General features: G+C 61.0%; 23 protein-coding genes and 1 pseudogene. 5 read left to right on the plus strand and 19 right to left on the minus strand.

Annotated elements, in window-relative coordinates; all coding sequences use genetic code 11:
* Positions 1-76: 76 nt before the first annotated feature.
* The 7 genes from ACWA13_RS17605 to ACWA13_RS17635 form a co-directional block, all read right to left on the minus strand.
* A complete protein-coding gene (locus tag ACWA13_RS17605; RefSeq protein WP_463935658.1) occupies positions 77-1,276 on the minus strand; it encodes an MFS transporter in 1,200 nt (399 codons plus the stop codon).
* Between the two features lie 206 nt (positions 1,277-1,482).
* Complete coding sequence (locus ACWA13_RS17610) at positions 1,483-2,079, minus strand: TetR/AcrR family transcriptional regulator (RefSeq protein ID WP_463935660.1); 597 nt, start codon at positions 2,077-2,079, stop codon at positions 1,483-1,485.
* 55 nt (positions 2,080-2,134) lie between these two features.
* Positions 2,135-2,893 (minus strand): SDR family oxidoreductase, encoded by a 759-nt coding sequence (locus ACWA13_RS17615; protein WP_463935662.1) that lies wholly within the window; start codon positions 2,891-2,893, stop codon positions 2,135-2,137.
* Positions 2,894-2,940: 47 nt separating this feature from the next.
* On the minus strand, positions 2,941-3,489 hold the full coding sequence (locus tag ACWA13_RS17620) for a cupin domain-containing protein (RefSeq protein ID WP_463935663.1): 549 nt from the start codon (positions 3,487-3,489) through the stop codon (positions 2,941-2,943).
* Entirely contained in the window at positions 3,486-4,475 is a 990-nt protein-coding gene (locus ACWA13_RS17625) for a methionyl-tRNA formyltransferase (RefSeq protein WP_463935665.1), read from the minus strand. Before ACWA13_RS17625 ends, ACWA13_RS17620 begins: the two co-directional genes overlap by 4 nt.
* A 67-nt stretch (positions 4,476-4,542) precedes the next feature.
* Positions 4,543-5,733 carry an acyl-CoA dehydrogenase family protein gene (locus tag ACWA13_RS17630; protein WP_463935667.1) on the minus strand — a complete coding sequence of 397 codons (1,191 nt, stop codon included), beginning with the start codon at positions 5,731-5,733 and terminating at the stop codon, positions 4,543-4,545.
* Between the two features lie 48 nt (positions 5,734-5,781).
* Positions 5,782-7,689 (minus strand): chorismate mutase, encoded by a 1,908-nt coding sequence (locus tag ACWA13_RS17635; protein WP_463935668.1) that lies wholly within the window; start codon positions 7,687-7,689, stop codon positions 5,782-5,784.
* A gap of 435 nt (positions 7,690-8,124) precedes the next feature.
* On the opposite strand from ACWA13_RS17635, the gene ACWA13_RS17640 reads away from it, so the two are divergent.
* The gene (locus ACWA13_RS17640) at positions 8,125-8,403 is read left to right on the plus strand and encodes a putative immunity protein (RefSeq protein ID WP_463935669.1); all 279 of its coding nucleotides are present in this window, start codon (positions 8,125-8,127) and stop codon (positions 8,401-8,403) included.
* Positions 8,404-8,471: 68 nt separating this feature from the next.
* Here ACWA13_RS17640 and ACWA13_RS17645 read toward each other — a convergent pair whose 3' ends face one another.
* Together ACWA13_RS17645 and ACWA13_RS17650 are read right to left on the minus strand one after the other, a co-directional pair.
* The gene (locus ACWA13_RS17645; RefSeq protein WP_463935670.1) at positions 8,472-8,726 is read right to left on the minus strand and encodes a hypothetical protein; all 255 of its coding nucleotides are present in this window, start codon (positions 8,724-8,726) and stop codon (positions 8,472-8,474) included.
* A gap of 236 nt (positions 8,727-8,962) precedes the next feature.
* Complete coding sequence (locus ACWA13_RS17650; protein ID WP_463935671.1) at positions 8,963-9,139, minus strand: RNA-binding protein; 177 nt, start codon at positions 9,137-9,139, stop codon at positions 8,963-8,965.
* Positions 9,140-9,364: 225 nt separating this feature from the next.
* Here ACWA13_RS17650 and ACWA13_RS17655 point away from each other — a divergent pair, with 225 nt between their 5' ends.
* The 3 genes and pseudogenes from ACWA13_RS17655 to ACWA13_RS17665 all read left to right on the plus strand — a co-directional run.
* Positions 9,365-9,649: a helix-turn-helix transcriptional regulator gene (locus tag ACWA13_RS17655; RefSeq protein ID WP_463935673.1), complete on the plus strand. Its 285-nt coding sequence runs from the start codon at positions 9,365-9,367 to the stop codon at positions 9,647-9,649.
* Positions 9,650-9,662: 13 nt separating this feature from the next.
* Complete coding sequence (locus ACWA13_RS17660) at positions 9,663-10,211, plus strand: hypothetical protein (protein WP_463935675.1); 549 nt, start codon at positions 9,663-9,665, stop codon at positions 10,209-10,211.
* 295 nt (positions 10,212-10,506) lie between these two features.
* Positions 10,507-10,833, plus strand: a pseudogene (locus ACWA13_RS17665) (recombinase family protein); the annotation flags it as partial.
* 225 nt (positions 10,834-11,058) lie between these two features.
* Here ACWA13_RS17665 and ACWA13_RS17670 read toward each other — a convergent pair.
* The 4 genes from ACWA13_RS17670 to ACWA13_RS17685 form a co-directional block, all read right to left on the minus strand.
* On the minus strand, positions 11,059-11,631 hold the full coding sequence (locus ACWA13_RS17670) for a pyridoxamine 5'-phosphate oxidase family protein (RefSeq protein ID WP_463935676.1): 573 nt from the start codon (positions 11,629-11,631) through the stop codon (positions 11,059-11,061).
* A 132-nt stretch (positions 11,632-11,763) separates the two neighbouring features.
* Entirely contained in the window at positions 11,764-12,906 is a 1,143-nt protein-coding gene (locus ACWA13_RS17675) for a mannitol-1-phosphate 5-dehydrogenase (protein WP_463935678.1), read from the minus strand.
* On the minus strand, positions 12,906-14,876 hold the full coding sequence (locus ACWA13_RS17680; protein ID WP_463935680.1) for a PTS mannitol transporter subunit IICBA: 1,971 nt from the start codon (positions 14,874-14,876) through the stop codon (positions 12,906-12,908). The genes ACWA13_RS17675 and ACWA13_RS17680 overlap by 1 nt, the downstream gene beginning before the upstream one ends.
* Positions 14,877-14,926: 50 nt before the next feature.
* A complete protein-coding gene (locus ACWA13_RS17685) occupies positions 14,927-15,649 on the minus strand; it encodes a TetR/AcrR family transcriptional regulator (RefSeq protein WP_463935681.1) in 723 nt (240 codons plus the stop codon).
* Between the two features lie 141 nt (positions 15,650-15,790).
* Between ACWA13_RS17685 and ptsP the strand changes: the two genes are divergently transcribed.
* Positions 15,791-17,476, plus strand: coding sequence for a phosphoenolpyruvate--protein phosphotransferase (gene ptsP / locus ACWA13_RS17690; RefSeq protein ID WP_463935682.1), 1,686 nt, complete (start codon positions 15,791-15,793; stop codon positions 17,474-17,476).
* 24 nt (positions 17,477-17,500) lie between these two features.
* On the opposite strand, the gene ACWA13_RS17695 is transcribed toward ptsP, so the two are convergent.
* The 6 genes from ACWA13_RS17695 to ACWA13_RS17720 all read right to left on the minus strand — a co-directional run bounded on the left by ACWA13_RS17695 (position 17,501) and on the right by ACWA13_RS17720 (position 22,314).
* Positions 17,501-17,938 carry a hypothetical protein gene (locus ACWA13_RS17695; protein WP_463935684.1) on the minus strand — a complete coding sequence of 146 codons (438 nt, stop codon included), beginning with the start codon at positions 17,936-17,938 and terminating at the stop codon, positions 17,501-17,503.
* 60 nt (positions 17,939-17,998) lie between these two features.
* Complete coding sequence (locus tag ACWA13_RS17700; RefSeq protein WP_463935685.1) at positions 17,999-19,081, minus strand: hypothetical protein; 1,083 nt, start codon at positions 19,079-19,081, stop codon at positions 17,999-18,001.
* Positions 19,082-19,330: 249 nt separating this feature from the next.
* The gene (locus ACWA13_RS17705) at positions 19,331-20,176 is read right to left on the minus strand and encodes a hypothetical protein (protein WP_463935686.1); all 846 of its coding nucleotides are present in this window, start codon (positions 20,174-20,176) and stop codon (positions 19,331-19,333) included.
* 292 nt (positions 20,177-20,468) lie between these two features.
* Complete coding sequence (locus ACWA13_RS17710) at positions 20,469-21,071, minus strand: hypothetical protein (RefSeq protein WP_463935688.1); 603 nt, start codon at positions 21,069-21,071, stop codon at positions 20,469-20,471.
* Positions 21,072-21,108: 37 nt separating this feature from the next.
* Positions 21,109-21,621 (minus strand): N-acetyltransferase family protein, encoded by a 513-nt coding sequence (locus tag ACWA13_RS17715; RefSeq protein WP_463935690.1) that lies wholly within the window; start codon positions 21,619-21,621, stop codon positions 21,109-21,111.
* A gap of 309 nt (positions 21,622-21,930) precedes the next feature.
* The gene (locus tag ACWA13_RS17720; protein ID WP_463935692.1) at positions 21,931-22,314 is read right to left on the minus strand and encodes a hypothetical protein; all 384 of its coding nucleotides are present in this window, start codon (positions 22,312-22,314) and stop codon (positions 21,931-21,933) included.
* Between the last annotated feature and the right edge of the window lie 106 nt (positions 22,315-22,420).

Genomic DNA, 22,420 nt, shown 5'->3' on the forward strand with positions numbered 1-22,420 from the left:
AGGTTTTGCCAGCGTGCCCCTCCTACAGGAGCCGGGCACGCTGGCTAGGTGTCAGAGAGAGGACAGCCGGGGCTAGCTAGTGTTCAACGGCAGTTAGTTCAGGAGTTCCGGATGTGGTCTCGGTCTCGTTCCTTTGACGGCCGCGAGATTTACTGATGATTGCCGGGACCATCGCAAGAAGCGCAAGGCCGGCCAGTACCGCACCAACCCAGAGCGGAGCCTTGAGCCCGGAAGCGCTGATCCCGAGGCCACCAATCCAGGAACCGACCACAACGCCGAAGGTGATGAATGAAGAATGAGCGGTGTTGACGAGGGAGCCTGTGTTGCCAGCCTGTTGGACACGGGTGATCATGGCCGGGTTCAGGGTGATGCCCACCAGACCGATACCAATCATCCCGATGATCGCCGCCAGAGGGACCTGGGCGAAGAGCGCGAATCCGATCAAGAACACGATATTGAGCAGTAGACCGATCACAATTACTGAGATCGTGTGTGACTGTGCGAGCCGGCCAACAATGATGTTGCCGACCACGGTGGCTGCGCCGTATCCGAGCAGCAGGAGCGGGACGATTGATTCGGAGAAGCCGGTGATCTCGGTAAGAATCGGCGCGAAGTACGAGAACGCGGCGAAGGTTGCCCCGATGATGAGCGTCGAGGTTGCCATGATGAACCACAAACGAGGACTACGGAATACTTGGACTTCTGCGCGCAGGCCACCGGTGTTCTCTGGTGCCATGTCAGGTAGCGCAATCATTGTGGCGACAGCGATGATCACGGTCAGGACGGCGATCGCAAGGAAAGCCGAGCGCCAACCCAGCTGGCCACCGATAAGTGTTGACAGCGGCAGGCCAAGTGCGGTGCCGAGCATCAGTCCCTGCAGCGCAAGGCTTGTGGCACGTCCGCGCACCTCGGGGGCGGTGATCTGGGCGACGGCAGAGAGCGCGACGCCAAAGAAGGCCCCCGAAGCCGCTCCGGTAACGAGACGCCCGGCCAGCATCATGCCGTAGGACGTCGACAACGCGGCCAGAGCGTTTCCGATCAAGAAGACGATGAAAAGCGTCAGCAAGGCCTTTTTGGTACTCATACGCATCACGGCAAGGGTCAGGGGCGGACCGCCAAGTGCCATCGCCAAGGCGAACACGGTGACGAGGTAGCCGATCTCCGGGATACTCACGCCAAGATCTCTCGACATCTGCGGCATCAATCCGCTGACAAGGAGCTCGCTGCAAACCATCACGAAGATGCCGAGCGACATAAGGTATACGGGCTTTGGCATTTAGTGTTCCTCCTGGGTGCGACTGTGGTCGTCAGTTTTGAACTGATCGATTCATAACGCGGATAGTGAATAGTTCGTTTCAGCATGCGGATGTTGCTACGTGGAACTGGAAAGCCCGGCAGGGCTTCCCGGTTGCCAGGTAATGGGGTTGAAGCGGCAGATGAGCTTGCCAGCTTCGGGAAGGAGATGAGGCCGTAAGGCGCGAACTAGGCGGCGAGGGCCTGAAGCGCGGTGCCGGCCAGTGCGTCCAAAATTTTCTTATCGGCCCCTGATTGCGCCGAGACCCGCATTCCCGAAATGACAGTTGTTATATACCAGGCAGTTTCGCGGGGATCCCGGTCCTTGTTGATCGAACCATCGCTTTGTCCGCTCTGCACCGCAGCACCCAGTGCTGCGATGCGCTTCTGCAGATCTGTGTCGATGAGCTGGGCAACCTCGGAATTTCGAGCCGCAATGGACGTGATGGTGTTGACGGTAAAGCAGCCGAAGCCATTGCCGGCTGCGCGGTTGGCAATTTCATCGTCCACAATCGCCTTCAAGAGTATCCGGAGGCGTTCCAGGCCGCTCTTCCCTGGAATCTCCAAAAACTCATCTTGCCTGGCGGTTGTTGTGGCGGTGTAGTGCACCAATGACAGCCGGAACAGCTGCTCCTTGGACCGAAAGGTGTTGTAGAGACTACTTCGGTTGAGTCCTGTGGCTACACAGAGATCCTCCGTCGAAGTGCCGTCGAACCCCTTGGCCCAAAACACCTGGCAGGCAGACTCCACCGCTTGACGTTCATCGAACTGGCGAGGTCTTCCCATCGCCCCACACTAACATTTTGGATGAACCTGTCCAATACGGTTGGCGAGGATTACCTTACGCGTTACGGCCGCCGTCGACGCCAAGTCTTGCCCCTGTGGTGAACGCTGCTCTGGGTGAGGCGAAGTAGAACACCGCGTCGGCGATCTCTTCGGGGTTCGCAAACCGCCCAAATGGCGACGTCGCTTTCTGCTCGGCAGAGTTCGGCCCGTCCTCAGGATTCATCGACGTGTTGGTGGCGCCCGGAGCCACCTCGTTTACCGTGATCCCGCGTGGCCCGAGGTCGCGCGCCAGGGCTTTGGTCATCCCTGTAATGGCGGCTTTGGACGTCGCATAGATCGTGTAGCCGGCACCAGGCACTCTATCGCCGACGCAGGAACCAATGTTGATGATCCGGCCGCCCTCCCCCAGGTGGCGTGCGGCAGCTGCTGAAGCAAACAGCGGGCCGCGCACGTTTACGTCTATGATCCGGTTTGCGACTTCCGGATCCAGCTCATCGATCATGGCCGATTCCGGGTCAAGAATGCCCGCGTTGTTGACCAGGATGTCCAGGCGTCCCAGAAGTTCGGCGCAACGGTCGACCACGGCTGCTACCGATGCTGGATCCCCTGCGTCCCCTTGGATCGCTACGACGCGACGCCCTGTGTCCGTTTCGATGCTGCGCGCGGTTTCCTCAGCTGACGCAGAATCGGAATTATAGCCAAGGGCTACATCGGCGCCTTCCTCAGCCAGCCGGCGGGCGATCGCAGCTCCGATTCCGCGGCCTCCGCCCGTTACCAGTGCAGCTCGTCCATTCAGTTCGCGGGTGTTGCTCATTTTTTGCCTTTCAAAGTGGCTTGCATGATTGCTCTTACGTTGCCGGTTTAGGTTGAAGGAGACTTTACGGTGCGGGCTTCGAGCAGTTCAGGGTGAAACTGAACCTGTAACGAGCCATATTTTTCACCGATCTCGTTGACGCGGCCGTCATCGGCTGGGTCCCGTGGGGGCGCCTGTCGGCCTTCGATGACAGGGATGCCTGATTCAAAGAAGAAGCCCTCATAATGGCCGGGCGTGAAGATAAGAAGCTGCCTGGCGGGTAGGGCGCCATTGTTGCGGAAAGCGTGTATCGTGCCTCGCGGTATGAATACGAAGTCCCCAGGCCCGGCTTCGTATTGCTTGTCGCCGGCCATAATTTGGAGAACTCCATCAATGACGTAGAAAGCTTCGTCTTCGATGTCGTGAGTGTGCGGTGGTGGGCCTCCGCCCGGGGGCACAGATGCTTCGATGAGGGTTAGCGCACCACGGGATTGTTCCCCGCCTACCTTCAGTGTGTAGACATCGCCGTTGAGCCAGACGCGTTTTCCTTCACCACGTGGCAGGTGAAACGCTTCGGGTTCGGCTTCAATATGGCGTTGATTCTGTGGCACGCTCATGCGAGGCTCCTGGATGCACTCGGGACGGCTTGTCCGACGAAAAGGCGCTGCCCGTCAAAGAGCAGAGCACTATGCGCGGGCACTTCTTCTCCCCCGACGTCGATCGTGGTGATGCGTAGCCATTCATCTGCACAGCCGACATACATGCCATCCACGGTGTCCCGAACCAGACCAGGAACAAGCTCACTCTGTGGAACGTTCGTCCCTGATCGAGCGACCGAAAGGATCGTTATCCGGGTTCCGTCCAGAGTCTCTGCAAAGGCACCTGGGTGCCGGTAACCTGCACGGACATGGCAGGCAACAACTTCAGCGGGATAGGCAAAGTCGAGCCGGTAGTCCTTGGATCCGGGACGTCCGTAGTAGGTACGCTCGGCGAGGTTTTGCTCCCTGCGCGTAAAGGACTGTCTCGCCATGTCAGGAATCAAGTCGAGCAGCATGAGTACATTCGCGCGCTCCTGGAGAGTGCGTAGTTCGATTGCAGTCTCCCGACCGGTTAGTGGCGTCTTATGCTGGGAAATAATCGCCCCAGTGTCGAGCCCTGCTGCCAGCTCAATTGCTGAGACGGCCCCATCAGTCTCGCCGTTACGTACCATCCAATAGAACGGTGCCAGACCGGCATAGAGCGGAAGTTGGCTCGGATGGAAATTGATCGAGGTGACCTTCGGGACTTCAATCAGGTCCTTTTTGATGAGTTGCTGGAAGTTGGCGACGATCAGGTAATCAGGTTCCAGCTCCCTCACTGCCGATACGGCGTCCGGGTCATTCACGCTGGCCGGTCGAAGAACTTTTACGCCGTACTTCTTGGCTTGCTCTTCAATGTCCACTGGCTGGGTGTCCCCAATGAAATAGTCGCAAAGAGTCTCTGGTGGACTCGTAACAACGGCTACGAGGTCAATCAGTGGGTGGTGGTGAAGCATGTCCAGAAACGGGGAGCCTAATTTGGAGTTAACTTCGGAGAACAGGACGACCCGTGCGGTCGAAGCCATGACGTGTCTCTTTTCTTACTGGGAAGAGTCAATTTTTTCGTGGAGCTGCTGATGAAGTTCTGGTGGTCTAGAAGAACGGAGACGTTGAGGCGCCACCCAACAGGACTTTGCCCGACAGCTGCAGGACGGAGTCTTGGGCGACCGCGTGTTGGCACATGGTGTTCGCATCGCGCAACCAGCGATCGAGCGGGGACCGATCACGATAAACAGCGGCTCCCCCGACAAGGTCATAGAGACGATGCACAATCGACCTCGCGGTGCGGAAAGCGTTGTAACGCGCGAGGGCAGTTTCGACACGAGCATCGGCATCGCGCGGGGCGCCCGACTCCAGAGCTGCCCACTGACGCTCAAGAGTTGAGTACACGCTCGCCCGAGCCGCTGACAATTCCATCTCAAGTTGAGCGATCGTCTGCTGTACCCGCAGATCTTCGGCCCATGCGATACCGGTTTCGCGATCAACTCGATCGACGGCCAGGCCTCGCACGTGGTCAAGTGCAGCCCTAGCCATGCCGAGAGGAACACCGGACATCTTCCGAAGAATGGCGTCGGGGGCATCATGCAAAGGCCCGGTCCGGACAGGACGGTTGAAAGTAAAGCTGTGCTCTTCGGGGATGAAGAGGTCTTCGACGGAATAGTCCAGGGAACCAGAGCCTGCGAGGCCGGTGGTGTGCCAGGTGTCAATGAGTTCGTAAGAACCCGCGGGGGCGAGCATGACGCGCCATTCAGGTCCGCCGGTGAGTTCATCAATCACTGGTGTGCCGTCTTCGTTATAGACCGTACAACCTGCGGAAATCTTGTTTGCGTGGGTAATTCCGGAACCGAAGCGCCAACGCCCGGAAATTCGATAGCCACCCTCGACCCGGTACGCTTTTCCGTGCGGATAGATCCATCCCGACTGGGCCGCGTCAATGGAATCGTAGAATTGGCGTGCGATGTCCTCATCGAGGAAGCCGGAGTAGATGCCGGAGTCCATGCCGATCATCGTGCACCAAGCGGCAGAAACGTCTCCTGTTGCGATGACTTCGACGAGCATCGTCTGTTCCATCGAGTTCATTTCCGGACCACCCCATGCAGCAGGTGCTGCCGCCCTGAAAACGCCGGCAGTGCGTATTCGGTCCACTACATCGATCGGCAGCTTCCTGTTTTGCTCAATCCGGGAAGACTGCTCACTCAGCCACGGCTGAAGCGCTCTGGCCGCGTCAAGTATCTCTTCGCTGTTCGATGGCATACCAACAGGCTGGGTTTCTTTCGTGCTCATGGTTGTACTCATAAGAAAATGTCCTTCTTATCTAGGCGTAACGATGGTTCAGGAGTATCGGCCAGGGGCGATGACCCGGTCAGGATCGAGCAGGGACTTGATGCGGCGACCGAGTGCGCGCGCTGCAGGATTGCTGAGCCGGTCTGCCCAAGGGCCGTGCTCACTATCGAGTCGATACGGCCAGTAGCCGGCCTCGGTGAAACTCTCGTACAGACGATCAAGTGCACGGTGAGCCTGGGCTGTCTCTTCCTCGTTGCTCCGGTCGAAGCGCAAGGAGACCACAAGGTCGATGACATCGGAGTCAAGGGCATTGATCGTTGCTCCTGGCCGAATGCCAGTTTGTTCGTGAACTGTATCGAGCAGACGGAGCGCGGTCTGAACGTCCGCGCCTGTGTACGGGATCAACGGGAGGAAGAAGATCCACCCTCCGCCATGAGTGTCGACCGTAGCGGCCTGAGCTCCAGTAGCCGAGCGGAGCATTTGCTCATGAAGGCTGGTGTCACCAGCGAAGCCGGCTTCCACGACACGTGCGACAGTGTCATCTTCCATTGGCGGGTTCAGGTCGGAACGCTCGATTGAAGAAAACAAGCCTGTTTCGTTGGCTTCCTCAGTTAGGATTCCGAGCAGTGCGGAAACTGAGGCGGCCGTTCCGCCGACGCTGAGATGAGCCCGGTATCCGTCCTCGTCATTGCTGCCGTACGAGGTCGAGGACGTCACGTCGTAGACCTTCAGTACCCCTTGGAAGAGCCCTTGCGCCTGCCAGCGCCGAATAGCGTCGATCGCCGAAACCAGCCGGTTGGCGCCAAACGATAACCGAAGTACGTGCTGGACCTCCGGTCGGTCGATGAGCCGGATCACTCCAGCAGTCACGATACCTAGATCGGATTGGCTGAAGAGCGAAAGCAACGATGGCCCCAAGCCCGCGGCATTCGGTGCAGACCCACTTTCGTCTGGCCACCAGCCAACACGCACTAAGCCGCCGTCAGGCATAATCACCTCAACTCCAACCAGGTCATGGAGGCGTTGTCTTCGCAAGCCCACACCGCGGTCGAGCGCGTTGCCCAGAATGCTCGTATATGCCGATGAAGCCGTGACGTTGAGCATCCGGCGACTTCCCTGGAGTTGGGAGGTCAAATCGTGCTGTGTTACGCCAGGTTCGATGACGGCCCATCCGCCAGAAATGGACAAGTCCCGGATATGACTAAGGCGGTCGAGTTCCAGGCGCACAGAGTCTTCCTCGACAGGGTTGCGCGAGCCTAGACCCCAATTGCGCCCGGTTGAAACGGCATACAGGGGTGGCTCATTGGCTGGCTGAAAGGCGCGGATAATCTCTACAACTTGCTCTACGCTGTTCGGGCGAAGAATCGCAGGAACGCGTCGGGAAGCAAACCCGGAAACATTTGAATCGACCAGTTCCGGGAAAATAAGAGCATCGGAAGTTTCACCAAGGATGCGCGTGAGTTGCTGCTTCATGGCTGAGGATATGTCGGCGCCTCGATGTGCATTTGCGGTAGCGGAGGCCGAGTCCACATGCCCGATTGAAGCCGCATGGGGACGCTCATCCCACGAGCTTTGCTCAGGATTCTGGGGCTGGTCAGGGACACTGGGGCGTTCAGGGCTTGCACCGTCACGAAAGACGTGCCGGACGTCCGTTTCCCGGCCGAAGCGAGCTAATGCGAGCACTCGAATGGTTTTCTCCGGCTGCCCTTCCCAGTCAGCTTCAACGGCACAAAGAGCTGGGATGTTGATACCTAGCTGTTCTCGGAGAGCGAGAGGCGGAATGTCAGATTTCAAATCCGGGGTGACCGTAAACCATAAGCACTCGAGATCAGCGTAATCCAGGCCGTTTTCATTAACAATTGCCTGGATAAGCTCCTTCGATGCACGCCTGATCAAGTCGCGGCTGTCGTCAAGAAGACCGATTCCACCTCGGATTGCACGTAGCCTGCCGCTCACGCTTTCGCCACCTTGCGACGCTTCGGCTGTGAAGGATTTGAGCTCCCGGCCAACTCGTGTCCAATGGTCCGCACAGCGCTGCCCAGGCGGGCTTCACCTGCAACAAACAGCGGACAACCGCGCCCGTCCACCTCGATCACATGTTTCATTTTTGTCCCCCTCAATCTGCCCCCCGGCGGGCATGGCCACTTCCGCGAAGTGCGGCCTCCATTTTGAATCGCTCAGTTCAATACAGGAACGTAGCACGTTATTCTGGTTCAGAGAAATGTATAAATTTTTCGTGGTTATCACTTGCGCGGCTTTTTCCGGAGCGCCGCCGGGTCCCTGTTCGCGGTAATTTGCCTGGCGTCCGTCCTGCTGTGCTGGATGGCTGGTACCAAACCCATGCGGACTAAACACCCATCTTGGAAATCGCCCAAGCGTTAGGTGTTGGACGTGTGGGGTGCTGCGCGTCCTTTGCGAGGTGCTCCACGGTTCGCGGCATACGCAGCCGGCCAAGCGGCCTGCGTCGCCCACGTTCCAGAACATGACCTGGGCGCGGCCGCTTATGCCATCAGGGCTGCTGCAGCTGCAGCACCCCGCGATCAAGAACGAAGCGCTGCGCGTGCTGAGCGCGACTCGCAGCGTCAGCAGATACCCGGCCACCTCTGCCCCCTTGTCCTCGAGGACCAAAGCCGTAGGAACAGCATTTGCTGGTCCGTCTTCGACGACTAAACACCGCTACTGAGTGTCCGTATGCGGATCCTCCACCGGGCACTGTGATGAAGTCAAAACAGTGTGGCTCATTCCTGTTGGCGGTCTTCGTTGGCGCCGGGGCGGAACTCTTCTTCCACTTTGCGAAGAGACTTCATTCCGAGCACTACCGCGATGACGCAGATGACTGGCATGACGATCGCGAGGATGACGTGATCCCTGGTCGGTTCCTGCAGCACGACCAAAATGACGGGTATGGCCACTGCAGCGATAGATGCACCGATGATCTGGAGGAAGAGAAAGATCCTCGTACGTCTCTGTAGTGGGTGAATCCATGGCTGCATTTCATGTGCCTTTCGCTGGATCAAGCTGTCAGGGTTCCTGAGCTATGTCTACCGGGGCGGTGCTGCAACGCCAACCCAGTCCCTTCATTGCGGACAGACTCTCGGGGGACATTCGCGCCTTCTCAGACCGCCCGTTAGCCGATCGGCCGAGGAGACACCCTCGACAGGTGCTGCTGAAGGGGAGAGCGGCGGCCGGGGTTTCGTGCGTCCGGAACCCCTACTGTCATCCGGCACGATCACCACAAATAGGATTGGCTCACGTCGTAGCCCAGGCCCTCGAGGTAGGTGTTGAGTTGCTGTTGAGCATCGGCACGGTTCCGGAAGCCGGCGAAACTGAATCCGCTCATGTCGGCATCCTCGGGAACCCCAAAAATCATGACGGTGCCGAAGGCGCGGACGCTGATGTGGGCCATGCCGGGAATCCTACCTGTTCGGGTTGTAGCTGCTCGACGCCATTCTAATCTGTGCCTTTTACAAAAGGGTTTGCTGTGGACAGCTCCGCTCGATGTCGTCGTTTTCGCGCTGCTTCGCGTCCTGGATACGTCCCGCAAACCGATCCCTAAAAGCAGCACACAGCGTAAGCCGCCCGCTTCGTTCTGCAATTTGCCAAACTGTTGTGTTAACGCAACACTCTAATTATGAGAAGCAACACCTCAGGCGAACCCGACGGCAAGGCGCTCTACAACCGCCTCGCAGTGCTACGCGCTGAGCGCGGCGTCAGCCGGCGCCAACTAGCCGAAGCGGTCAACGTCAACGTCCAGACCATTGGCTTCCTCGAACGCGGCGACTACGGGCCCTCTGCAGAACTCGCCCTACGCCTGGCTGCCTACTTCTCACTACCGGTCGAGGCACTCTTCTCCCTCACTCCCTTCCCACCCATGTCCGCGCAGTTGTACATGACAGCCCAATCACCGACCCCATGACAGGACAAACTTCATGAAGGCATCCCGCCCGAGCAACAGCCAACGCACCCTGGAAGTGCGTGCTGATGTCGAAGCACGCGTCCAGCAGCAGCGCCAACGGCACTTACCCGCTTGGCTGGGAACGCGCAGCACTCAACGACTCCTGGCTCTCACACCTGCTCTTACCCTTGCTCTGGGCATTCTCGCAGCGACCCTCGACAGCAGTACCGGGGCCTTGCTAGTCCTGATCCTCGCAACACTTTGCGGAGCAGGCGGCACCATTCTGCTGCGGCGCATCACCCAGATGGTTGACACTGCACCTCTGGCTCTCCTCGATGAGCGCGAGACCGCCCAACGCCATCACGGCCACCAACGTGCGTTCCTGTGGGTCCTGATACTCATCGGCACGCTCTGCGCACTAGCAGTCATCGACCACACCACGGCCAGCACCTTCCAGTTCCTCAGCGACGTCGGTTGGATCTATCTCACTCTCGTCGCGTTCGTCGCGGCAAGCATGTTGCCAGCCGCGGCCCTCGCGTGGAGCTGGGAAGCGCCCCAGGACCTAGGTGATATTGAGGACTGACTGCGAATACTGAACGCGCTTGCCATGAAAACCCTTACCGATGTCGGTGAGCTCCAATCAGCTTGTGGCTGCTCAGAGGGCTTTAAGAATTTGTGCAGACGACCATGAGAACAGGAACCTGGCCACGATGGTCACCGTCCTGTAGTGCCCGTAGGCCGGTCGATCACCGTGCCGCTAAAGCCTGTCGCCACGTTCCACACCCTTGCTGGTTTGAGCCATGTACGTAAGACCCGCACGATGGAATGCACGGTGACGGGGGGATTACAGCAACCATATTCCTTAGGACTGGAATGAAGATCGGGTGTGGCCGGACCTCCGTGAAGCGACGGTGGCCTGCCGAGCCGGCGATACGCTCGTGGTGACCAAGCTCGACCGGCTGGCCTGCTCTCTAGCTGATGCCAGGGACATTGCCGATGAGCTGACGGCCAAGAAGGTTGTGCTTAGTCTCGGTGGAAGTACCCATGACCCAACTGACCCGGTAGGCCCGCTGCTGTTCAACGTCCTGGGAATGGTGGCCGGATTTGAGACGGATCTGATCCGCATGCGCACCCGCGAGGGCGTGGCGGTACCAAAAGCCAAGGGGCGACTGAAAGGCAAGCAACCAAAATTGTCTAAGACGCAGCGAGGATCTAATGCCGCTGACCTCACTCTTGGCTACAAGGTTGAAGTCTGACCGGCAGCATAGTGCCCCGTTAAAATTTCCGCTTTGCGAACACAAGCGCGGTGCAGCAAACGAATTCTCACATTCAGCCAGTCAGCTTCTGAAAGTGACACCTCATCCGCATAATCCGCAGTAAGCCTGGCAGGACGAGGGCAGGCAGCTACCGGGCGACCGGCTCTGGGGATGTCAGGCCTCCACCGGGTCCACGGGGTCGTAATCGTACGCCGTAAGCCCGTCGATGCTGGTACGGTTTTTGGCGATCCGGTATTCGGCCTGGCCGTTTATCCCTTTGCGCTTGAAGTATGGGCCGATCAGATCGCGATGGCCTTCGAAGGTCATCTGGGGCACGCCCCAACCGCAGGAGTCAGAAACGCGGGCCACGTCAACCACAATGACGGCTCTTGCCTCGTCCTGATCCGCGAAGTGCTGGCTGAGTGAGCCGTACTCGTCGTCGTACCGGCTGACGACGCGACCGGTGCCGTGCAGGCGCACAATGTTGGGCGGCCCCTCGAAGGCGCAGAACATCACAGTGATGCGGCCGTTCTCCCGGAGGTGCGCGACGGTTTCACTGCCACTGCCGGTGAGGTCCAGCCAGGCGAACTTCCGCTCATCCAGGACCGCGAAAGTGCCGGGCATTCCGCGGGGCGAGAGGTTGATGTGCCCGTCAGTAGAGAGCGGAGCGGTCGCCACGAAAAAGACCGGCTGCCGTGCGATGAATCCCCTCAACCGCTCATTGATTTCTCCGTGTACTTTGCCCATGAAGAACACGCTCCCACGGGCCGGGGTCCTGTTCAAACCGGTCTCAGGAGGCGGCCTGTCGGAGAACATAAAAACGCTCCCCCAGCGCCGGCAGTGTGCGGGCGTTGAGGGAGCGTTTAGGTCGGGGCAGCGTCAGGCGACGCGCTCCTCCACCAGCCGGCAGACGGCGTCGAACAACGGATGCTCCGGCGGAAGCCCGGTGATCTTCTCCGTGGCTTCAGCCGGGCTGGAGGAGCCCAGGATCCCGGCGAGCTCGGTAGCTTCGGCGTCGGAAGGATCGTTGAACCGCAGGGCTGCCGCTATACCGCCCAGCAGCGCCTCCGGCACGATCCCGCGTTCGGCCAGTTCAGCTGCCGGCCCAATGAACCGTTCGTGCCGGCTAAGTTTGCGTAATGGCGCCCTGCCTACCCGGTGCACCGTGTCCGGCAGATGTGGATTGGAAAACCTGCGCAGAATTTTCTGCACGTAGGCTTCCTGCTCGTCATTGCTGAAGCCATGCTTGGCCACCAGCAGCTGCTTGGTTTCTTCGAGAACAGCACGGACGTCCTCGGCAACATCCTGGTCTGCCATGGCCTCCGAAATTTTTTCCAGCCCTGCGGCGAAGCCGAAGTACGCTGCCGAGGCGTGCCCGGTGTTCACCGTGAAGAGCTTCCGCTCGATGTACGGCGACAGGTCATCCACGAAAGTCGCCCCGGGGATCACCGGCGCCGCCGAACCAAACGGCGTCCTGTCGATGACCCACTCGTAGAACGTCTCCACCGTGACATCCAGGCCTTGGTCCGGTTCCTGGTTGGGGACGATCCGGTCCACGGCCGTGTTGGCAAACACCGCACGCCCTGCCAGCGAACCGGCAGCGTCATCCCAGAGTTCCCTGACGGCGTCACGCAGGATGTCCGTGGCGTTAATCGCGTTCTCACAGGCCATCACCTGCAGCGGCGTGGCATCGCTCGCCCGGGCGGCAATCCCTTTGGCGATCAGCGGCGCCACGAACTTGAGGATGTGCGGACCCACCGCGGTGGTAACGACGTCGGCACTTGCGATTTCTGCCACCACCTGAGCTTCGTGGGTGCTGGAATTCAGTGCCCGGAAGTTGCTCACCGTCTTGACGGCAGGCTCCTCTCCCACCTCGTGCACGTCGTAGCTGTCCGCCGCGGCCAGCTGGGAGATGAGGGTGTCCGCGACGTCCGCGAACACCACCTCATACCCGGCGTTGTGGAGGAGCAGTCCCACAAACCCGCGGCCGATGTTGCCGGCACCAAAATGAACAGCCTTCACTAGGAGTTGACCTTTCCGAAGAGGTCCAGGACTTCATCCACCGTGGTGGCTGCTTCAAGCTTTGCCACCTGTTCCTTGTTGGTGAAGACCTTGGCGATCGAGGACAGGATGTGCAGGTGTTCGTTGTTGACGCCGGCGACGCCCACCACGAACTTGACCTCCTTGCCGTTCCAGTCGATCCCGTTGGGGTACCGAACCACGGACACGGCGGACCTCATGATGTGGTTCTTGGCGGGGTTGGTGCCGTGCGGAATGGCAAGGAAGCTGCCCATGTAGGTGGAGACGGATTCCTCGCGCTCGTGCATTGCCTCGACGTACGCGGTGTTGACCGCGCCGCGGGCCAGGAGCAGCCGTCCGGCTTCGTCAATGGCCTCGTCACGGGTGGTAGCGGTGCCGGTCAGCACCACGCTCTCACCCACCAGGATGTCCGACGCCGGAGCAGACTCAGTGGTGACACCCGAATCAGCGCCACCAGTGGTGCCGGCAGCAGGAGACTCGGTGTTGCTCTCCTTGACCAGTTCCACGATCTCGTCATAGCGCGGGCTGTTCATGAAGTTGTCCACGGAGTAGTGCCGGGCGCTTCCGGTGGCAGGACGGGCACGTTCGGTGAGGTCCTGGTGCGTGATCACCACGTCGTAGTTGTCGTTGAGGCTGGCGATGGCTGAATTGGTGACCTTCACGTCCGGGAATCCGGCAGCCTTGATCTTGTTGCGCAGCACCGAGGCGCCCATGGCACTGGAGCCCATACCGGCGTCGCAGGCAAACACGATGTTCCTGATGGGACCGGCCATCACAGCGGTACCGCCGCCCGTCAGGGCAGAGGAGACGGAGCTCTTCTTGCCCTTCATGTCCTCCATGCGGGAGGTGGCGGCGGAAAGGTCGCCGTCGTCGCGGTTCTTGGAAGTCCGCAGGATCACCGCGGCCACCAGGAAGGAGACCGCCGTGGCCAGCACAACGGCGAGGATCACTCCGAGGTAACTGTCACGGGACGTCTGTGCCAGGACCGCGATGATGGATCCCGGGGCAGCCGGAGCAACCAGGCCCGCATTGGTGATGGCCAGTGTTGCGATGCCGGTCATGCCGCCGGCGATGGCTGCGACGATCAGGAGCGGCTTCATCAGGACGTACGGGAAGTAGATCTCGTGGATGCCGCCGAGGAAGTGGATGATGATTGCACCCGGAGCGGAAGCCTTGGCAGCACCGCGGCCGAAGAACATGTAGGCCAGCAGGATGCCCAGGCCGGGGCCGGGGTTGGCCTCGAGCAGGAACAGCATGGACTTGCCCTGCTCCAGGGACTGCTGGACGCCCAGCGGGGTCAGCACGCCGTGGTTGATGGCGTTGTTCAGGAACAGGACCTTGGCGGGCTCAATGAAAATGCTTGTCAGCGGAAGCAGCCCGTTGTTCACGAGGAACTGGACCACATTGCCGGCGGCCGTGCTGAACGCTGATACCAGTGGCGCGATTCCGTAGAACCCCAGCATGGCCAGCAGCGCACCCCAGATGCCGGCGGAGAAGTTGTTCACCAGCATCTCGAAGCCGGGGCGTATCTTGCCCTCCCACAGCATGTCAATCTTCTTCATGGTCCAGCCGCCCAGCGGACCCATGATCATGGCGCCGATGAACATGGGAATGCCTGCGCCGACAATGACGCCCATGGTTGCAATGGCTCCCACCACGCCGCCGCGGACGTCATAGACCATCCTGCCGCCGGTGTAGGCAATAAGGAGTGGCAGCAGGTAGGTGATCATGGGGCCAACCAGGCCGGTCCACGGCTCACCGTCGGCGTTGGTGCCGAAGCCGCCAAGCTGCGGGACCGGGAACCAGCCCTTTTCGATAAAGAGTGCTGTGATGAGGCCCCAGGCGATGAACGCCCCGATGTTGGGCATGATCATGCCGGACAGGAACGTCCCGAACTTCTGGACGCCAACCCGCACGCTGGTGCGGGGTTTCGCAACTGTCTGCGTTGCCATGTTCTTTCCTAACCGTGAATCCTGCTGCTCCGCAGGATGGTTCGATGGGTTCAGGTATTCGAGCTGGAGATTCGGTGCAGCCACTCCAGGAACAGCTTCAGTTCAGAGCTGGAAAGCTGGTCCGGGTTGGAGGCCTGGAGGGCTGCGTTTAAGGCAATGGCTGCCACAACCACCGAGGAACGCCCGGTGTCTGCGCTGGCACCGGCCGCCTGCTCCGTGGACACCGCGAAGATCATGGCGTCCCGGGTCAGGGCGGACAGTTCAAGGTTCCGGTCCGGGGCGGGCTCCGCAATCAGCATGAGCGTCACCCCCACATTGGCGGCCAGGATGGACCTGGCCGCCTCCCGCGGCGGCACGTTGATCTGCCCGATGGCTGCGGCCTTGTTCAGCATTTCCTCCATCAGCCCCTCGGCATCAGCCACGATGGCCGGGCGGCTTTCAGGCCGGATGTTGCCGAACATGACCAAATACAGCTCCGGCTGGTTCAAGCCGAACTGCACATGGTTGTCCCACATCCGCCGGATGTCTTCCAGCGGTTGTCCGGAAGGAGCGAAGTCGCGTTCGCCCGCAACGTACTCTTCAAAACCGGCCGCGACGACGGCGTCGAACAGTCCTTCTTTGTCACCAAAGTGGTGATACAGCGTGGGGGCGGTGACCTCTGCCAGCCTGGTGATCTGGCGGGTGGAAACCGGCGCTCCCCCGGACTTGGCCAGCAGCTCCGCGGCAGCACGCAACAACCGCGCCTTAGGCGGTAGCTGGCCATCGATACTCATAACCGCTACCCTAACACCTATAGCGTTGCTATATGAACCGCATCACATAGACTGTTTTGCAGGCTTCGGAAGCATCGCAGCTCACCCGCTCAGCACCATCAGCACGGCACCAGCGAACACGGCAAAGAATGAGGACCTTCAATGCAGAACTTCCCAGGCGTGGGCGTGAGCCCCGGCCGCATCATCGGAGCCATTCGGCAGATGCCCAAGCCGATCAGCGAGCCACCGGCGGGTGAACAGCTCGCCGCCGGAACCACCGCCGAGGAAGCTATTGCAGCCCTCAAGGAAGCGGCCCAGGCTGTGCATGACGAATTGAAGGCCCGCGCCGCGCTGGCCGTTGGCGATGGCAAGGCGGTCCTTGAGGCCACGGCGCTGATGGCCAAGGACACTATGCTGATCAAGGGCGCGTCCAAGCTCATTGCCCGCGGGACATCGGCCGAGCGCGCCGTCTGGGAATCGGGTGCCTCGGTGTCTGAGATGCTGATGAACCTGGGCGGCTACATGGCCGAACGCGCCACCGACGTGCTGGATGTCCGCGCCCGCATCGTGGCGCAGCTCCGTGGGGTACCGGCGCCGGGCATTCCGCAATCCAGCGCACCTTTCGTACTGGTGGCGGAGGACCTCGCCCCTGCAGATACCGCCACCCTTGATCCGAACAAGGTCCTGGCCCTGGTCACGGCCGGCGGCGGACCGCAGTCACACACCGCCATCATCGCCCGCTCACTCGGCCTGCCCGCTGTTGTTGCCGCTGCCGGAGTGGATGAACTGGCGGACGGCACCGAGGTCTACGTAGATGGTGCCGCGGGCACCATAATCAGGGACCCGGAGGACTCCCACCGCGAAGCCGCCGAAGCCTGGGCCACCACGGCGTCGCTGCTCGCCGATTTCACTGGAACGGGTTCGACGGCGGATGGCCACCTGGTGCCGCTCCTCGCCAACGTCGGAGGTGCCAAGGACGCCGAAGCCGCTGCTGCCCTCGGCGCCGAGGGGGTGGGACTGTTCCGCACCGAGTTCTGCTTCCTGGAACGCGATTCCGAGCCCTCCGTGGAGGAACAGGCCGCGGCTTACAAGGGCGTTTTTGATGCGTTCCCCGGCAAGAAAGTGGTGCTTCGGACACTCGACGCGGGGGCGGACAAGCCGCTGCCGTTCCTGACCGATTCCACGGAGCCCAACCCGGCGCTGGGCGTCCGCGGTTACCGCACGGACTTCACCACTCCCGGCGTCTTGGACCGCCAGCTGGAAGCCATTGCCCTGGCCGAGAAGGAGTCGGAGGCTGACGTCTGGGTGATGGCGCCCATGATCTCCACCGCTGAGGAAGCGGCCCGCTTTGCGTCCATGTGCACCGACGCCGGCATCCGTACCCCCGGCGTCATGGTCGAGGTCCCTTCAGCCGCGCTCACCGCCGAAGCAATCCTGCGCGAGGTCGGTTTCGCAAGCCTTGGCACGAATGACCTCACGCAGTACGCCATGGCCGCAGACCGCCAGCTGGGCCCGCTGGCCAACCTGAACACGCCCTGGCAGCCGGCCGTCCTGCGGCTGGTGGGCCTGACGGTGGAAGGTTCGCGCGCAGAGGGGAATGACAAGCCTGTAGGCGTCTGCGGTGAGGCTGCCGCGGACCCGGCGCTCGCCGTCGTGCTGACCGGCCTGGGCGTGAGCACCCTGTCCATGACCGCCCGATCCTTGGCGGCGGTGGCCGCCGTATTGAAGACCGTCACCTTGGCCGAGGCGCAGGAGCTGGCCAAGCTGGCACTTTCCGCGCCCAGCGCCACGGAAGCCCGGGCGTGGGTGCGGGCGAAGCTGCCGGTGCTGGAGGAACTGGGGCTGTAGGGCCCACCCAACTACTGGAAGCTGCTACCCTGCGACGTACACGTTCTGGTGGATGCGCGTGAACCCTTCGGATTCCAGGCGTTCGGCATCGGCATTGTCCCGGACCAGCGCCACGGGCTTGCCGTCAGGTCCGGCCACGGTGACGATCCGGTTGTCTGCGCTGGTCATCGCCCCGCAACCTGCGAACCACTCGTGATCGTCCGGCACCACTGCCACGCAGGACTCGGTGCCGTCAGTATTCTGCCCGGCGAAATACTGCCGGCCATCGTCCTCCACCAGGAGGCGCACTGTACCCGGGTCAAAATCCACGAGAGCGCGCACGTTCACTCCGTCCGGCAGAGCATCCTCCGGACCAGCGGCGGCCTCCAGGGCTTTAATGCCGTATCCGTCAGCCGAGCAGCCGCCAAGCAGCAGCGGAACTGCCAATGCTGCGACGGCCATGGAAATTTTGAGCTTCGACATTGGTATCCCTATCAACTAATCGTCCCGTCGACGCTACCGCACAGCTTCCCTGAGGTCATGTCACGCCAACCCCGGGACGTCCCGCTCCCGGAACCAGTGGTCACTGCTTGAGTCCCGCTTCCATGCCTGGCGCGGGCCTTCCCATTCACGGGCCACATCCGTCAACCAGATGGTGCTGTCCGGGTCCCATCCTGCGATGACCGTTGCCGTTTCCGCGTTAACCTCAAGAGCGCGGCCAGCGGCACTGAGGTAGCCCAGGACGGTGAGGTGCACTGCATCCCACTCGCCGGCAACTCTCTGCCAGTCCGGGATCACCCACCTGCCATGGCGTCCAGTTGTGCGGAACCAGTCGTGCCGCCGTGACGCCGTTACCTCTAGCGGGTAATGGCGGCAGAGCGCTACCCAGTCATCGGCTGTATCGATCTCAAGGGTCCGGCCGTGTCCGCGCACCGGAATCGCCGTCGCCTGCTCCCACCCGAGGGAATCTTCCACCAGTCTTAACCCGGCGGGCACCTTGCCAACCGTCTTGACCAGCCCATGCGGAATGGACCACCACGTTCCGGACCAGTTCGCGGTTGGGTCTGCCGGGCGGTCACGCTCCGCCCGAACCTCCTCCGCGCGTTCCTTGTGGACCCACTCCGCAAGCGCTTTCCCCGGGTTCTTCGGCAGCGGCGCGGGGTCGTCGGCCACCCGCCAGTCAACCGCCCACTGCTCCACCCCGCGAGGCTCCCGCCACCACTGAGCCGACGGTGCAGCTATCACCTGCTCGGCGGTCCGGGACAAAGCCGCAGCGATTTCCGGGAGGGCCGCCAGCACATCCTCGCCGTCAGGTTCCTGCCAGTACCGCGCGGCGTCCACGGAGCGCTGCAGGGCGGTCTGCACCGCGTCATCCCCGGGCGCAGGGAGAGCCAAGGATTCGAGCCGTACCAAGATCCACTCCCGCGACGGAACAGGGGGCTGAACTGCAGTGACACCGGAAGAACCAGCGGTCAGCCATGCCTTCGATGTTCTGCGGCCACTATCCAACTCTTGGGCCAGCCGGTACAGGGCGATTCTGAGCTCCTGATCCAATTCCATCGCCAGCTCAAGGCAGAGCCGCCGTCCACGGGGGCCTTCGAGTAGCAACTCTGCAAGGAACGTCACGGCAGAGGTGGCGCGGTGACCGTGTGAGTGCAAATCGCAGTGCACCCGGGCTTCTGCCGGAGCTGGCCTCCATGCCTGACGGTGTTCCAGTGAGTGGTCATCTCCTCACTCTGTCAGGAAATATGCGCCTGCAGAAAGGGCACAGCTGCCCTGTCCAACGGGCGCGTAGGGTCGCCCGCCTCGCAGCCCAGCTGCGCAACCGGGCTGTTGTAATGCGAAAACCATCGCTGCCAAAGCTCTGGCAGCAGATCAATCCCTGCGCCGCCGCGCTGACATCACGGGCACGCATGCCCATGCCATTGCGAGTACACCGGCGACGACAAGCACGACTCCGATCAGCCACATCGCCCCGTTCCAGTCGAAATAGCCGGACGAGAGCGTTCCTATGAAGCGCCCGAGATCTTCGGGGAACTCGTCAACGCTTCCGCCTTCACCGAACACCCAAAGCACGACCCCCAGCATCGTCGCACCGAGGCCACAGAAGACGAATGCGGTTATCGGCACTCGTTTCTCGGCTGCTACCGCTTCAATGTGTGAACCGCTCGATACAGTGTCGGGTGCGCGCAGGGAAAGAATCGGCAAAGTCAGGATGAGGCAAACGCCTAACGCAACACCCATGCCGATCATCCATCCTGCCAACGGCACAAGGAACAACTGGGCGCCAATACCCTCAGACCAGTAGTAGTGGAATCCGCCGTTGTCTTCTGCCGCAGTTTCGATGACGTGTCGGATGTCGGGGAAGATCACCGCGCTCGCCTGAACCGCCGCGATCGGGACAACTGCCAATCCCGGTGCAATCAGGCATGCCGACGCCAATCGCATTATCACCGACCCCGTGCTCGTCGTGCGGCGCAGCACCGGCTCCAACATGCACCAACCGGCATAGACACTCGGGGCGACGATGCTGAGGTTACCTGCGAAACGATCGCCTCCGGCGTCCGTCATACTGTCGAAAATGCCCCACACACCAACCGCAACGGCAACAACGAGTACCACCAGATTGATCCTGGCCGTAAGTGATCGCAACTCTGCGCGCCACAGGCCGCCGTCGCTCACTAATTTCACTAATACTTCTTGCTGCCCCTGCTTCGTCACTTCGTCCCCCTGACTCGTCACATCACCAACTAGCTCCCGCCCTCATAATCTAGCCGGAAGGCCCTGGGCGCTCCTGTCGTCCCATCAAAGGATCCATTATCCGGACGGCGACATGTCTCGATGGGGAAACGGGGCCTGTGGTTTTCGGCGATAAGTGGCGGCGTTTTCACGGAGCTCTTCGACGCACGGGTCAGCTCGAAAGGGGATGGTCTATCGGACGCTGCTGGTGCCCACGGGGGAACGCCCGTCAGTCGGCACTGCGGATACGACGGTCAGCAGGTGCCGACGCTACCTACGCTTCTTCATCGCGAACGGCAGTGTCGTGCCAGTCCTGGTCCGCGTCGGCGAGGTGCGGGTACACGTGCAGCATCTTCACCGGGATGACCTCCCACGAATCGCGGTCCCACTCGCGGTACATGTCCTCGACCCTGGCGCGGTACTCCGGCGAGTCGTACGGAGACCCACCGGTGCGCCCCTCTGCAGCACGTTCATCCTCACCGGCCCGAACGAGCTCGTTCCGCTGCTCGTCACTGAGCGTCCGGAGCGCTCCGTGGCTAGCGAGCCAGTCCACCACCTCCTGCATCTGGGCCTTCATGGGACCGCGGCCCTTTGTGTCGTCCATGAGCGAAGCGTGTATCCGCCAGGGCTGGATGAGCCACGGGGCGACGAACGTGAGGGCGCCGCGGGCGTTCACGTGCCGGGCCCAGCCGCCAGCGTGCACGATCTCGCGCAAGAGGTACTGCTCGCATTCTGCGAACGCGTGCCGTTGACCCCGCTTGGACGCCGGGTACGGCACCGCGGCGCGGCCCGGGTCCGTCGGGTACGGGACTGGCTTCGCATTGAACTCGTGCCACCATTGGCGCAGACGGCCACCATTCGTCGTGCCATTGCTCATTCGCTCCCCCTCCGCCTACTGTGCTGACGACGATCCATCAGCGGGCACTTGCTTTTTCGACGCTACGGACCATTCGAATATCTCGCACGTCGTATTCGATTTTCACCGCACCATCGGCGACAAACCCATTCTTTCGGTAAAAGGCTTGTGCTCGCGGATTCGGGTCGGCCACCCAAAGCGACGCAGGCATAGACGGGTCGATGACTGCATTGAGTAGTGCAGTACCGACCCCCGACCCGTGAAAAGCGGCATAAGCGTAGAGGACGTACAACTGCTGTGGCTCGTTGGCGCCGTCTAGTGAGGGGCCTGACATTGCAATGCCGATCGGCGACTCTTCATGCGAAGCGACGGCGACTGTGTTCTGCTCATATTTTGGATCGGTCAGCGCAGCCTTCCAGAATCGCTCGCGCCAGTCTAAGAGCGTGGGATCATCCAGCACAGAATCACTCATCAACCCCCGGTAAGTCTCGCGCCAGGTTTCTACGTGAACTTTCGCCATGTTCGGCGCATCGGCGGGCTCAGCGCGACGCACCTCGAAGCTGATCGTCATTCCTCAACGGTATATGCCCGGTGTTTCTGCCAGACGACCATTTCGGGGTGCTGGGAGCATGAGCCGGCGGTGCCCGCAAGCCGGTCCCTGACCGCACGCAAGGGAATAAATGCTTGTCCACGTCAAATTCAGCGTTGAGGTGCACGCATACCCTGGTCGATTTAATGCCCGATGCAGGTTCCCCAACTGCATCGTGCATCTTCCTGATCTGTTGGCGGTGCGTCTGCAAGGATCGCTCCTGCGGTAGTACGACCCCTTCCTACCAGCCATGGATCAATGGAAGATTCCCGTAGGGGCTCTTTGCTCCGTTCAGCTAACCAGCGCAGGATTCCCGCTCAGGAACTGGATATGAACTTCTGAGGACTCTCTTGGATCGTTTCCCCAGGCGCGCACTGAAAAGTCCTCGACTTCGAGCTGAATAGTTACCAGGGATTCGGTATAGATGTTCCAAACTTCTAGCTTTTGCCTACTTGAATGCAGGACGTCCTGGAACAAGAGGGTCATGGAGTTCGTAGGCGGCCCAACGCTCACTGCGAAATGCACATGCCCTTCCGCATCGTGAAGCACGGCTTGGGCGACCATACTTTCGGTTCGCCATAGGTTTGCTGAACCATCGATGTCTGGAACTACGGGATTAGCCTCCATCACGAGGTACATCAAGGCATTGGGGAAGGGCGTGGTCAGCTCAAACATCGTGCGCTCCTAGCAATCTTGTGCGGCTGCGACCCTGTTCATCAGATAGAAGTCTAAATTCATGTCGGTACTAGTAGCGCCCGTCCGCGCGCTGTCAGAATAAAGT

The sequence above is a fragment of the Pseudarthrobacter sp. TRD_SC_9 genome, assembly GCF_055361265.1.